General features: G+C 35.7%; 12 protein-coding genes and 1 riboswitch. Of the genes, 5 read left to right on the top strand and 7 right to left on the bottom strand.

The annotated features are described in order from the left end of the window. Positions 1 to 61: 61 nt before the first annotated feature. Positions 62 to 901, bottom strand: coding sequence for a LysR family transcriptional regulator (locus AAA915_RS03580; protein ID WP_122025518.1), 840 nt, complete (start codon positions 899 to 901; stop codon positions 62 to 64). A 269-nt stretch (positions 902 to 1,170) separates the two neighbouring features. Here AAA915_RS03580 and AAA915_RS03585 point away from each other — a divergent pair, with 269 nt between their 5' ends. The 3 genes from AAA915_RS03585 to AAA915_RS03595 all read left to right on the top strand — a co-directional run bounded on the left by AAA915_RS03585 (position 1,171) and on the right by AAA915_RS03595 (position 4,845). Continuing rightward, positions 1,171 to 2,499: a replication-associated recombination protein A gene (locus tag AAA915_RS03585; protein ID WP_294603492.1), complete on the top strand. Its 1,329-nt coding sequence runs from the start codon at positions 1,171 to 1,173 to the stop codon at positions 2,497 to 2,499. 249 nt (positions 2,500 to 2,748) lie between these two features. Continuing rightward, positions 2,749 to 3,828 carry an AEC family transporter gene (locus AAA915_RS03590; protein WP_294603440.1) on the top strand — a complete coding sequence of 360 codons (1,080 nt, stop codon included), beginning with the start codon at positions 2,749 to 2,751 and terminating at the stop codon, positions 3,826 to 3,828. A gap of 18 nt (positions 3,829 to 3,846) precedes the next feature. After that, entirely contained in the window at positions 3,847 to 4,845 is a 999-nt protein-coding gene (locus tag AAA915_RS03595; RefSeq protein WP_338199937.1) for an NAD(P)-dependent oxidoreductase, read from the top strand. 91 nt (positions 4,846 to 4,936) lie between these two features. Here the strand turns inward: AAA915_RS03595 and AAA915_RS03600 are convergent, their stop codons facing one another. Next, complete coding sequence (locus AAA915_RS03600; RefSeq protein ID WP_338199939.1) at positions 4,937 to 5,623, bottom strand: response regulator; 687 nt, start codon at positions 5,621 to 5,623, stop codon at positions 4,937 to 4,939. Position 5,624: 1 nt separating this feature from the next. Continuing rightward, positions 5,625 to 7,220, bottom strand: a complete 1,596-nt coding sequence (locus tag AAA915_RS03605) for an ATP-binding protein (RefSeq protein ID WP_338199941.1) — start codon at positions 7,218 to 7,220, stop codon at positions 5,625 to 5,627. 177 nt (positions 7,221 to 7,397) lie between these two features. On the opposite strand from AAA915_RS03605, the gene AAA915_RS03610 reads away from it, so the two are divergent. Further along, the gene (locus AAA915_RS03610) at positions 7,398 to 7,769 is read left to right on the top strand and encodes a hypothetical protein (RefSeq protein ID WP_147446411.1); all 372 of its coding nucleotides are present in this window, start codon (positions 7,398 to 7,400) and stop codon (positions 7,767 to 7,769) included. 70 nt (positions 7,770 to 7,839) lie between these two features. On the opposite strand, the gene AAA915_RS03615 is transcribed toward AAA915_RS03610, so the two are convergent. Continuing rightward, on the bottom strand, positions 7,840 to 8,241 hold the full coding sequence (locus tag AAA915_RS03615; protein WP_122025529.1) for a hypothetical protein: 402 nt from the start codon (positions 8,239 to 8,241) through the stop codon (positions 7,840 to 7,842). A 215-nt stretch (positions 8,242 to 8,456) separates the two neighbouring features. Between AAA915_RS03615 and AAA915_RS03620 the strand changes: the two genes are divergently transcribed. Continuing rightward, a complete protein-coding gene (locus tag AAA915_RS03620; protein WP_338199945.1) occupies positions 8,457 to 9,359 on the top strand; it encodes an alpha/beta fold hydrolase in 903 nt (300 codons plus the stop codon). Between the two features lie 66 nt (positions 9,360 to 9,425). On the opposite strand, the gene AAA915_RS03625 is transcribed toward AAA915_RS03620, so the two are convergent. From AAA915_RS03625 to AAA915_RS03635, 3 genes are all read right to left on the bottom strand, one after another. After that, on the bottom strand, positions 9,426 to 10,175 hold the full coding sequence (locus AAA915_RS03625) for an amino acid ABC transporter ATP-binding protein (protein WP_338199947.1): 750 nt from the start codon (positions 10,173 to 10,175) through the stop codon (positions 9,426 to 9,428). Next, a complete protein-coding gene (locus AAA915_RS03630) occupies positions 10,175 to 11,800 on the bottom strand; it encodes an ABC transporter substrate-binding protein/permease (RefSeq protein ID WP_338199949.1) in 1,626 nt (541 codons plus the stop codon). The genes AAA915_RS03625 and AAA915_RS03630 overlap by 1 nt, the downstream gene beginning before the upstream one ends. A gap of 109 nt (positions 11,801 to 11,909) precedes the next feature. After that, positions 11,910 to 12,086, bottom strand: a riboswitch (Lysine riboswitch). Positions 12,087 to 12,218: 132 nt separating this feature from the next. Beyond that, positions 12,219 to 12,848: a DNA-3-methyladenine glycosylase gene (locus AAA915_RS03635; protein WP_338199951.1), complete on the bottom strand. Its 630-nt coding sequence runs from the start codon at positions 12,846 to 12,848 to the stop codon at positions 12,219 to 12,221. Positions 12,849 to 12,851 lie beyond the last annotated feature (3 nt).

The raw sequence follows: 12,851 nt of genomic DNA on the forward strand, positions 1-12,851 counted from the left end.
TTGATTACTTCAGACTAATTTTTACTTTGAAGCAAAGATCAATAACTAAGGTCCGCCTTTTTTATTTAAAATTTTTCATAAAATCTGTAACTAGTTTGCTGGTCTTTTTACGATAATATAACCCATATTGCGCTTTTTCCTTAATATTTAATGGTCTTACAACAAAAGGTTTGACATAGTTTTGCATTCCCTGAGCAATAATAATAATTTCATGCCGCAAACGGGCTGTTGCGAAAAATGATGAATTATAAATGCCAAAACTTTTTAATTTGATCCTAGGGTATTTTTTCTCTATGGTATCTTTAATTTTGTCACTTATTAAAGAGACGCCTTCTTTTTCAATATCTACAGCCATTCCATTTAAGTCAGAAAGGTTAATTATTTTTTTCTTAGCTAAAATTTTGTCAGGCGGTATAGCGACATAAATTGGTTCGAGTTTAAGGGTAATGAAATCGAAAGACTGATCTAAGTATTTGGTTACTTCATAATATTCTATAATATCAATTTTATTATTAATATCTGATACTTCTTTGATTTCTTGAAACTGTATATTAATATGATCAGCTATTTCGGGATGCTCTTCCAAAAACTTGTTAATGATTACAGGATTCTGTTGGTATATTGTTCCTACTGTTAAAGTCTTTGAATAGTCTTGCATCACTTCTATTATTTCGGTTTCTTCATTTAAAATTTGTTTAGCCATTGGTTTTAATGCTTTACCTGCTTCTGTTAGACTAACACCATGAGTGGTTCTATTAAATAGTTTAACGTTTAATGCTGATTCTAATTTGTTAATTCTTTGAATTACAGCAGAACGGCTAATATATAAATTTCTGCCTGTTTCTGAAAAATCTTGTGTGTAACAAACATTTAGAAAAAGTTTTAATTGTCTTGTATCCATTTATATTACCATTTAGTATTTATATATTTTTCTTTTATTTTACCGTACGTGAATACTATAAAGAAGCTTATTTTTAGCTGATATTTTAGACATTAAATATGAATTTGGTTAATGCTATTGCTAGTAAAATTTCAGTGTTGTTTTTGTGTGGCAATAATTAAATAAGCAAAGGCGGTTTTTAAAGATAGCTATTATTCATAATCAATTTAAAAATGCTTGTATAATTAGGTTAATAATTGTCTGAAAGTAAATAAAAAGAAGATGTCATGATGAAGCAAGAATCATTATTTACAAATAATGGGCAAAATGAACCATTGGCTAACCGTGTACGCCCCCAAAACCTAGATCAGTTTGTAGGACAAGAACAACTGCTGGGACCGGGGAAAATATTGCGGGAAATCATTGATAATGACCAAGTTTCCTCAATGATTTTTTGGGGACCACCGGGAGTCGGCAAAACAACTTTGGCGGAAATAATTGCTCGGCAGAGTCAGGCGAGTTTTTTCAACTTTAGTGCAGTTGACAGCAGTATTACTAAAATCCGTAAAATTATGAAGCAGGCTGAAGCAGAACACGAAGTAGGACAAAAAACGCTGGTATTTGTTGATGAAATTCATCGTTTTAACAAAGCACAACAAGATGCTTTTTTGCCCTATGTTGAACGTGGCAGTATCACGTTAATTGGTGCCACTACCGAAAATCCTTCTTTTGAGGTTAATTCAGCGCTGCTTTCGCGCTGCAAGGTTTTTGTCTTAAAACCGCTTGAAGTCAAAGATATTATCAAGTTATTGCAAAATGCTTTGCATAACCCTAATGGCTTTGGTAAGTTAACCGTTAAAATCAGTTCGCAGGAGATTAAAGCCATTGCCAAATTTGCCAATGGTGATGCCCGGACGGCTTTAAACACGCTGGAAATGGCAGTTTTAAACGGCAACAAAAATGGTAATACGATTGCTGTGACTATGGATAGTCTGGGACAATTAATCACGCAGAAGTCAGTCTTGTATGACAAAGACGGAGAAGAACACTACAATATCATCTCCGCTTTGCATAAATCAATGCGTAACAGCGATGTAGATGCGGCAATTTATTGGCTGTCGCGGATGCTTGAAGGGGGAGAAGATCCGCTTTATATCGCACGCAGACTAGTGCGCTTTGCCAGTGAAGATATTGGCTTGGCAGATACTAATGCACTGAATGTAGCGGTCAACGTCTTTCAGGCTTGTCAATTTATAGGGATGCCGGAATGTGATGTGCATTTGACTGAAGCAGTGATTTATTTGTCGCTTGCGCCAAAGTCAAATGCGGTTTATAAAGCTAGACTAGCCGCTGAAGAAGATGTCAAAAAGACGATTGATGAACCAGTGCCCTTGCAAATTCGCAACGCTCCGACTAAGTTGATGAAAGATTTGGGCTATGGTAAAGGTTACCAGCTGGCGCATTATGCCAAAGACAAGTTAACAACAATGAAAACTATGCCACCGAGTTTAGAGGGACACGAATATTATCTGCCAACCTCGCAGGGTCATGAAGACCGCTTTAAAAAAAGGCTGGAGCAAATTAAAGAATGGCACAAAGAACACGATAAATTTGATTAGTTAGATAAAAATTAAAGAAACTCCGCTATTCGAGCGATAAGTAAAAACAGGCAAATCACAATGGAAGTGGTTTGCCTGTTTGTTATGATCTCAAATTTGTCCTAATTTTGGGATTAACAGCAGAAGTGAAAGTCACGGCTTTTAAATTTACATAAGTTACAAAAGGTTACTTTAGTTTGATAAAGTTATTAGCTTCACAAATAAGTAGTATTATCAATGTGAAAAGAATAACTAATAGGAGGAAATAAAATGAATATTGCGCAAGCAATCAAAGTAACTTTTTCGAATGTTGCGATTGTCAGTTCAATAACGTCAACAATTTTCATTATTCTATTGGGCTTTTACCTGCGTAAACGCGGTATTTTTACCGAAAAGTTTGGTAAAATATTGTCCAAAATAGTTTTGACAGTTGCGTTACCAGCATTGGCTTTTAACTCATTCATGCAACCAATTAGTAATGAAACTTTATCACAAGGAATGAATGTTTTAATCTGGGGAATTGTAATTTATATCATTTTGATATTCTTGACCCCGTTATCATATGTTAAATACCCTAAAGATAAAAGGGATGTTTTAGCAGTACTAACCACATTTGGTTCAACTACTTTCTTTGGTATTCCAATTGTAGGGGCTGTTTTCGGTCCTAAAGGTATCATGTACAGCTCTATCTTTAACATTGGTTACCGTATCTTCTTATATTCGTATGCATACATAAAGATGTCTGGACTCAAGATGAAGGCCAGCAACTTAAAGAAGATGTTTGTCAACCCAGTCGTGATCGCTACATTCTTGGGTTTGATTTTATGGTTGTGCCAAAATTACGTGCCTCAAGTAGCTGTTAAACAAGCAGTTAACGGCGTAATCAATGCCAATGCACCAATAGTTCACGTTGCGTTTTACCGTATTGACCAAACCGCAATTTGGCTATATAAACCAATGCAATACTTAGCAAATCTGGCTTCACCTCTTGCTTGGCTATCAATCGGCTCTACTTTAGGTTCAACTTCATTCAAAGAAGCTGCTGCCAACAAGACTTCATGGTACTACAGTTTTAACAAGGTTATATTAGTGCCAATCTTGAACTTACTGCTCTTGGTTCTTTTAACTGTAACTAATATTTTACCTGTCAGCTACATTGCATTAGGAACAATTATTATCATGATGGCTACACCAACTGCGGCTGTTGCATCATCTTATGCAATCAGTTTTGACCGTGAGCCGGTGTTATCTTCTGATGCATCATTTATTTCAACAATTATGGCGGTTATTGCCATGCCAATATGGATCGCTTTTTTGGGCGTTTTGAGTCAAATTGGCATATTTCATTAATTAGGAGGGAATTTGTAAATGTTTAAAATAGTAGCCTATGGCGTTCGCAAAAATGAAGTGGATTATTTTAAAAAATTAAATAAGTATAATTATGAATTGCAACTGGAATCCGACATGCTAACCCATGATAATGTTGAAACAGCTAAAGGAGCAGATGCAGTTTTACTCAGAGCCAACTGTGTAGGTGATGCAACCAACTTAGCTAAATTCAATGAGTGGGGCATTAAATATGTTTTCACGAGAACAGTGGGATATAACCATATTGATCTCAAAGCCGCTAAAAAATATGATATGAAAGTTGCCCGTGTTCCTGCTTATTCACCATACGCAGTGGCTGAATTAGCTATGACTTTAGGAATGATGCTCTTTAGACATACCGCCTTAGCTACCACCTTGACTAATAAGGGAAACTTTTCAGTTTCGACTGCCACTTTTTCAGGTGAAGTTCATTCAAGTACAGTAGGTATTATAGGTACAGGTAGAATTGGTGCTACGGAAGCACAACTGTATCATGGCATGGGGACCAATGTTTTGGGCTATGATCCTTATCCGAGTGATTTTGCCAAACAATACGTAAAGTTTGTAAGTCAAGACGAATTATTAGCTCAATCAGACATTGTTTCAATTCACGTACCATATTTCCCAGGGCAAAATGATAATTTGATAGATGAAGCTTTTCTAGGTAAAATGAAGAACAATGCGGTTCTGGTCAATACTGCTAGATCGCAACTGGCTGATTACCCTGCTGTGATTAAGGCAATTAAAGATGGTCAAATTGCCGGCTTTGCAAGCGATGTTCTGCCTGATGAAGCAGAAGTTTTAGGCCATAATTATAATGGCAATATCACTAATGATTTGACCAGACAATTAACAGAATTATATCCTAAAGTTTTATTAACTCCTCATATTGGTTCATACACCAGTCCTGCTTTAACGGATATGATTAATGTCAGTTATGAAAATTTCCACCAAGTATTAGAGACTGGTCATACTGATAATGATGTGAAACTTGACTAAAATTTATCTAAATAAAAAGCAAGCTACGATAATGATATGACCCCCAAAATTTGTCCTAAATTTGGGGGTCACTTCACAATAGCTTGTTTTTTTATTTGTTCAATTTATATATTTTAATTGGTCGACCAACCTTTAAATAGTGAACTTTAGTGGAAAGTTTGCCGGTTTTTTCCAAATAATCCAAATATTTTTTGGTAGTAATGCGTGATAATTTTGATTGTCGTGCTACATCTTGATTGGAAAATTCACCGGCAAGTTGGGAAATAGCAGTTTCAATTTTGGTTAAAGAAAAGTCTGAAAGTCCTTTAGGCAACCCGCTCTCATCATTTAAGTTATTCATATCTTGAGTAATAAAAATATGATCAAGTTCACCTTGTGATACCGTGTTGTTTTTTTGTAGCACCTTGTTATATTTTAAAAAATGTTCAATTGCCTCTTTAAAACGCTTAAAAGAAAAAGGCTTAAGCAAGTAGTCCAAAACGCCATATTTTAAAGCCATGTTGATGTTGGTACTGTCTTTGGCGGCGGAAAGCATAATGACATTGGGATGGAGATTATGTTGAATAAATTGTTCCAGTAATTCGGTGCCAGAAGTTTTAGGAAGGTAAACATCAAGTAGAATTAGATCAGGATTGATGTTTTTAGTAATTGCTAGTGCCTTTTTGGCAGTAGCGGTTTGATAAACAGTCAGATTTTCCGGCTTAATAATTCTCATTAAATATTGTTTGTTAATCGAGCTGACCATCGGGTCATCTTCAACTATTAAAATTGTTAACATTTTATTCCTTTTCGTGTTTTTCCTGCAAAGGCAATTCTATATAAAAATTGCTACCATGAGGCTTACAAGATGAAACTTCAAGATGGCCACTATAGGATTTAATGATTTGCTGCACCAGAATAAGTCCATAGCCGTGATCCTTGCCCTTAGTTGAATACTTCTGTTTAAATAAATGCTTTTTAACTTCACTTGAAATACCAGTACCAGTATCAGCAACTTCAATAATTAAGACTGAGCTTTCACTATCGAAATTAATTGCCAAGGTGATTTTGCCACTATCTTTAATTGCTGCTAACGAGTTGTCAATGAGGTTACCCAGTATTTTAATCAGGTCTAAATTTAATTGCTCAGTTACAACCTTTTGCGGTAAATTGGAGTCTGGCGTAATTTCCAAGTTGACTCTTTGTTCTTTCGCCTGGTTAATTTTTCCAGTTAAAAAGCCAACAAGCGCAGGAGATTCGAGCTGTTTATTCAATTGACCAAATTCTTGCTGGTAATTTTGGTTTATTTTTGCAATGAATGAATTAACTTGATCATACTGCTTTAATTCAATCATGCCGTAAATTGCCTGCAATTTATTTAAAAATTCGTGTGATTGTGCCCTTAGTGACTGAATGTATTGTTGGCTACCGGCAAGCTGTTCGGATAACTTCTGATATTTGGACTGATCCTGCAGTAGAGCTACTTGACCAAAAATCTGCTTATGGTATACCAGTTGACTAACTGAAACAATATATTCTTTAGCATTGATTAAGACAAGCTCATTTGTTTTAGGTAATTGTTGGTTGTCTGCGAATAATAAATCAATTAGATTTTTATCCAAGGCTTTTCCCACCATTAAGGAAGGAAAGGATTTTTTAGCCAAGTAATTAGCAGTAATTAAAATTTTGTGATTATTTACAACAATAAGCGCTTCATCAATACTGTCATTAATAGCATATAATTCTGTGAGCTTAAATGCAATTTCGTTTGGTTCCATATCAAACAGCGTTTTTTTAATGCGTCTTGATATTAATAAAGCCAGCAGTATGCCAATTATTAATGAAACTAGAGAGCCAATTACAACTGATCTTTGGGCGACTCGAATAACTTTATTAATTGATTTATCGGTTAAACCAACACAAACTATTCCGATTTGCTGCTTGTGTGCAAAAATCGGGCGGAAAATCCGGTAGCCAGTTCCCAAAACACCCATACGGTGAGAATAATGCGTCTTACCAGAACTTGATTTTTGAGCATCAGAAGGCGAACTAAATTTTTTGCCTATATGATTCTCGGAAGGATGGGAATAGCGGACGTAATTATCGTCAAGTACCACAATAAAGTCTACTTTAGTTTCTTTTTTAACTTGTTCGGCATATTTTTGGATCGGGTTATATGTTGTGGGTTTGACTTTTTTTCTTAAAGCAATTTGTACCTGCTCATTATTGGCGACAATTTTAGACACACTATTAATTTCTTCTTTGATGATTTGTTTTTGATTTTGCGCTACTTTGTATGAGGTGATGGTTCCAGCAGTTAGAATAAAAACAATGGTGGTAAAGAAAACCAGAAAAATAGTTTTTGTTTGCAGTGTAAAACGTGTTTTTTTAAACATATATCTGCCTTTGATATTTTGATATTGGATAACTTAATATCTCTTTCATACAGCTGAGACCCCTTAATTATTATTAGAATAATGTTTTTAATAAAATAACATTTTACTTATACTGTAAAATATGATAAAATGATTAAAATAAATTAGAAGAGAAAGGCTGTGGGAAATGAGATGAAAATGAAATTAGCAAGAGTTGCTTTACTGTGGTTGTGTATAATTGAAATGGAGGCTTTTTTCTCCAATAAGCCGAATTATAACTTAATATGGTCAATTAGTGCATTCATCATAACAATAATTGCTACAGCTTGCTTTGAAGTAAAAGAAGAAACATTTACTAAGCAAGTCGAAAATGATTTATTTTATTTTATGGCATTACAAGGTGCACCTATTAGTTTTGAAACTTTATATTTGTTGAATATGACAGATGAGCAAGAAGATCACCCATTATTGATACTCTTAATTATTGTATTAAATCTAATCTGTGTGATTTTATTTGACTATTTAATTAATAGGGCTAAATTTTACCAAGCTGAAGGTAAAAATGAATAAAATTTAACAAGATTTGAGTACCAGGCAACTATACTGCTTGGTATTTTTTTCTAGCATAAAGTACGTTAGACTATTTGATAGTCCCTGGCTTTATTTCTGGCTTATTCGAAAACTTTTCAATACTAATCAGCTTTTTCTTTAGTTTAGAGTGAAACAAGTATGAACCTTTATTTGATAAAAAAGCGACACCATTCTCTTTACCATTATTTGCTTTTAAGCTAAACACACTGTCACTTATGCGTTTATATGTGCCTCTTTCAAATTGATGTCCGTCGACATTTATAGCATATTCGGGGTCCAAACCAAACGAAATTTCCACATGAGGATTGGAAGGATTTAGTGGCATTGCATTATTAGTAAAACCCCCAAATACAGTGGGCGGGTTTCTAGTATCATAGAGCAAAAAGCCTAAAGTGATAATAAATAAGAATCCAAAAATGTAGGTAGTAATTTTGTAACCATTTTTCTTCATGAGTTTTTCTCCGATGATGAGGTAAAAGTAGAGGGTTTTCTACTAGCGTAATGCTTGTTGACTATTTATCTACATATAATAATAGAACCTGATTTTTGTCAAACTTAATTTGGAATTTACAAAATAGCGGCATTAATAATATACTTAAATAAAGTAGCAGTGTATGCATAATAGCAATCGATTATATGAATATAGGCCAAAAAATGAGTACATCAGTGATAGAAAACGTAGAGATTAACGGGACAAAACTTTATTTTTCAATTAGTTCAAAGCAAAGTCAGGAGCCGATTATTTTATATTTACATGGTGGTCCAGGGGATGCCTGCATTCCCTTAACGAAAAAATTTAATAGCGAACTAGAAGATCATTTTATTTTTGTTAATCTGGAACAAAGAGGTAGTGGACTGTCATACTACAAGTTTTCACCTGAAGAAGACTTGTCCATTCATACCATCTTGGAGGATATTCATCAGTTTGTACTTTATTTATTAAAGCGTTTAAAACAAGATAAATTGATCATCATGGGCCATTCTTGGGGGACGGTTTTAGGACTCTACTTTATTCAAATGTACCCGGACCTTGTTGCACAATATATCGGAATTGGCCAAGTCGTTAACATGAAAAAGAATATTGCTCTACAAAAAGCTTTTTTACGGACAAAAATGAAAAATACTGCTAAACTTGACCAACTTGATTTTGCACATGAACCAACTAAGGCCAGCCTCGCATTAACTAAAATGATTGTAGCTCATGGCGGCTCAATTTACGGTGCTAAAAATTACCGCAAATTAATTTGGTCTTTTATATCTGCCAAAGATTATTCTTTTAAGGACTTAATTCATCGCTTGCAGGGCTCGAAACAATCAATTCAGTATTTCTGGGAAGAATTAATGGACGTTAATTTCGAAAATACAATGCATTTTACTGTTCCGGTAACTTTCTGTGAGGGCAGGCATGACCACCATGTATCATCGCAATTGACTGCAGAATATGCTGCTAAAATTACTAGTCCGTGCAATATAATTTGGTTTGATCATTCTGGTCATTTCCCGCAGTGGGAGCAGCCGACTAAATTTAATCAGGAAATTATTGAACTTTTAGAGCCACAAGCAAACTAAAAAACTGGCAAATCACGTTATTCATCACGCAGATTTACCAGTTTTTTTATATTTAATTAGACCTTATTAATTATTCTGAAAATTACTCAAAAACTTGACGGTTTTTTCATTTTGCGGGTGATTGAATAATTGATCTGGCGTGCCTTGTTCAGTAATTACGCCATCGCTGATGAAAAACATTTGGTCGGAAATCTCCTTCGCAAATGCCATTTCGTGGGTTACGATAATCATCGTTAGACCTGTGGTGGCCAGATTTTTCATGACGCTTAAAACTTCTCCAACCATTTCAGGATCCAATGCACTAGTAGGCTCATCAAATAACAGAATTTCAGGGTCCATGCAGATAGCACGGGCAATCGCGACCCGTTGTTGCTGTCCACCTGAAAGTTGGCTGGGACGGGCATTAACGTATTGTTCCATACCCACCTTTTTCAAATTTGTCATAGCAATTTTGCGGGCCTCGTCTTTTGACCGTTTTAATACCAATTCCTGACCTACCATGCAATTAGCTAAAACGTTCTTGTTTTCAAACAAATCGAATTGCTGGAAAACCATGCCGACTTTAGCACGATAGATATTGCGATTGTAGTTTGGCGCCAAAACATTTTCTCCATGAAAATCAACCTCGCCGGCAGTAGGCTCTTCAAGCAGATTGATGCAGCGCAATGTAGTTGATTTACCACCACCTGAAGGACCAATAATTGTGGCGATTTCACCTTTATTAATATCAAAAGAAATATCTTTCAAAACTTGGTGTTCACCGAATGTCTTTTTAATGTTCTTTAAACGTAAAATAGTCTCATTAGATTCAGTCATTAGTTATTAGCCTCCATGTCTTTAGGTGTGCCCACTTGAACTTGGTTTGCCATTAAGTTGTAGTTTTTACTACCTTGAAGGTGTTTTTCAATTAAATTAAAGATTCTCGTGATGGTAAAGGTCAAAGCAAGGTAGATAGCAGAAATTGTTAGGTAAGTTGGGAAGAACTTGAATGTCTGACTGGCAATGGTCGAACCGACGAAGAACAATTCTGATACCGAAATAATACTTAGAACGGAAGTATCCTTAATATTAACAATAAATTCGTTAGTAATTGAAGGTAGGCAATTCTTGATCGCTTGTGGCAAAATAATGTGCCACATTCTTTGATTATGAGTCATTCCTAAGGCGCTAGCAGCTTCAAATTGACCCTCTGGTGTAGAAATAATGCCTCCCCGAATAATTTCGGCTAAATATGCACCTGTATTAATAGAAACGATTATTAGTGCGGCGACAGTTCTGTCAATATTCAGGTGCCAGAATTGGGCAATACCATAATAAATAACAGCAGCTTGCACCATCATTGGCGTACCCCGGAAGACTTCAATGTAGACCGAAAGCAGCCAGTTCACAAACTTAAGCAGCCATCTTTTACCGGTAGTGGTTGGTGTAGGAATAGTTCTAACTATACCAACTGCCAGGCCGATAAAGAAACCTACAATAGTACCAACTGAGGCCAGAAGAAGGGTCATACCGATACCGTTTAAAATCATGCCACCATATTGGCGCCACATTGATACCAGCCAAGGTTCAGACTTAGCCTTTTTGCCTTTTTTGTTATTATCAGTTTTAGGTTGCTGCTTAACAGCTTCAGTCATTAGCTTAGTTCTTTTTGCTTCAGGAATAGTAGCTAATATCTGGTTAACGCTCTTAAGCAGAGCTTTGTTGGGCTTAGCGATTCCGATGGCAGTGACAGACTCATCTTTTGTGGCGTGGAAACCAGCCATTTTGCTGACAGGAATTGACTTAATGTCAGGATCAACCATCTTAAAGGAAGTTGATTCAGTGTCTTCGGCAACATAACCATCAATAGTACCTGAAATCAAACTCTGCCGCATAGCCGCAAAATCACGCATAGCTGGCTGACGCTTAGCGCCCTTTAATTGCTTGATCAGGTCATAGTGGAAAGTACCTTGTTGTGCGGTTAATTTAGCACCTTTAAAGTCGGTTAGTTTCTTAGCGTTAGCGTATCTGCTGTTAAGCTTGGTAATTACCACAAAAGTGCTGTTTCTGTAAGGCTGAGAGAAATTAATTGCCTTTTCACGCTCAGCAGTCGGACTCATACCAGCAATAATTAAATCAGCTTTGCCACTGGTTAGAGCAGGAAGCAAACCGTCCCATTCGGTCTTAACCACTTCAACTTTTCTATGTAATTTTTGACCAATAATTTTAGCAATTTTAACATCATAACCATTGGCGAATTCTTTTGAGCCTTCAATTGGCACAGCACCGTTGGCATTATTAGTTTGTGTCCAATTGTAAGGCTGGTAATTAGCTTCCATAGCTACTTTTAGTGTGCCGTCATCCTTTTTGGCATCAGCTTCAGTAAGACTAAAATCAGTCGCTATGCTCAAACAAGTGAATAAGGCAACTAGGGTAGCCAACCACTTATATCTTGACTTCATTTTGAAAACCTCCATAAAATATGTTTCAAATAAAGCCAATACAATAAAAGCGTAAATAAAAACCCCGCTGTTAATCAAAACAACGAGGTTCATAATCTATTTTTAAAACAAATCATATAGCGCTCCCTGGGGACTAACCAGGACAGTCTGCAAAATATTCTCTTGCAGCCCAACAAGAAAATTGAAACGAACAATATTCTTATTTCGGCGGTAATTCTTACACTAATCTTCACAGTGTTCGCTCACTCAGATCAGTTTTGTAATAACCGCGACCTCTATTGCATTGGAAATTATTTAACTTAGAAAAATAATAGGCTATCAAAAGCAACTTGTCAATAATTTTATTTCAAAAATATTTTATAATTATCTCATTTAATTTCTTTTACTATTTTAAAAGACATGAAAAAGCTTGCTCTTACTACCAGCCATTGTCATTTTGGTAAGCTCTCTTTTTCATTCTGGATACATACGGGTTGCCAGCTACATAGTAACGCAGTTTTTTATTGGCCCATTCTAGTTCAGATTGGCTGACCCCAATTCTGGCACTGGTTTTAATTTCCTTAGCCAGCTTTTTGTGACTGTCATCTAAGTCAATTTTAAAAGGGGAGTCAGTTAAGAAATGTAAATTCCATTTTTTACTGTGAATGCCAAAAGCCTGCATCATTTTTGCAGGTCCATTGGTTAAAAGGACACCGTCTTTGCCTCCGCGATTTTTAATCATCTGATCTATACCCCAGGCCGGTTCGATAGCCCTAATTAAAACTCCTTGAGGTTCATTATATTCTTGCGTTGCAACATCAAAAAAGAAATATTGTCTCTGAGCATAAATATAAATAGTTCCACCTTTTCTGTAAAGACCCTCGTTTGCGGGACTGCGATGACCGCCATAAGAATGAGCTGCGCGGTCCTTGACCCCTAAATATGCTTCTACTTCTACAATATAACCACCCATAATATGTTCACCGTCATTGTATGTGAGAGGTCTGCCAATTAAATCTTTAGTAATAGCGGCAGTAGATTTATTAGTAAAATAAGTTGAATAATTCATTTT

Source organism: Lactobacillus rizhaonensis, from assembly GCF_036246345.1.
In the GTDB taxonomy this organism is placed as follows: domain Bacteria; phylum Bacillota; class Bacilli; order Lactobacillales; family Lactobacillaceae; genus Lactobacillus; species Lactobacillus rizhaonensis.

What these genes read in the sequence shown, in the direction of transcription:
- AAA915_RS03610 (WP_147446411.1), top strand. Translation starts at nt 7,398, where the DNA reads ATGAAATTAGCAAGAGTTGCTTTACTGTGGTTGTGTATAATTGAAATG.
- AAA915_RS03615 (WP_122025529.1), bottom strand. Translation starts at nt 8,241, where the DNA reads ATGAAGAAAAATGGTTACAAAATTACTACCTACATTTTTGGATTCTTA.
- AAA915_RS03580 (WP_122025518.1), bottom strand. Translation starts at nt 901, where the DNA reads ATGGATACAAGACAATTAAAACTTTTTCTAAATGTTTGTTACACACAA.
- AAA915_RS03625 (WP_338199947.1), bottom strand. Translation starts at nt 10,175, where the DNA reads ATGACTGAATCTAATGAGACTATTTTACGTTTAAAGAACATTAAAAAG.
- AAA915_RS03605 (WP_338199941.1), bottom strand. Translation starts at nt 7,220, where the DNA reads ATGTTTAAAAAAACACGTTTTACACTGCAAACAAAAACTATTTTTCTG.
- AAA915_RS03630 (WP_338199949.1), bottom strand. Translation starts at nt 11,800, where the DNA reads ATGAAGTCAAGATATAAGTGGTTGGCTACCCTAGTTGCCTTATTCACT.
- AAA915_RS03635 (WP_338199951.1), bottom strand. Translation starts at nt 12,848, where the DNA reads ATGAATTATTCAACTTATTTTACTAATAAATCTACTGCCGCTATTACT.
- AAA915_RS03595 (WP_338199937.1), top strand. Translation starts at nt 3,847, where the DNA reads ATGTTTAAAATAGTAGCCTATGGCGTTCGCAAAAATGAAGTGGATTAT.
- AAA915_RS03600 (WP_338199939.1), bottom strand. Translation starts at nt 5,623, where the DNA reads ATGTTAACAATTTTAATAGTTGAAGATGACCCGATGGTCAGCTCGATT.
- AAA915_RS03590 (WP_294603440.1), top strand. Translation starts at nt 2,749, where the DNA reads ATGAATATTGCGCAAGCAATCAAAGTAACTTTTTCGAATGTTGCGATT.
- AAA915_RS03585 (WP_294603492.1), top strand. Translation starts at nt 1,171, where the DNA reads ATGAAGCAAGAATCATTATTTACAAATAATGGGCAAAATGAACCATTG.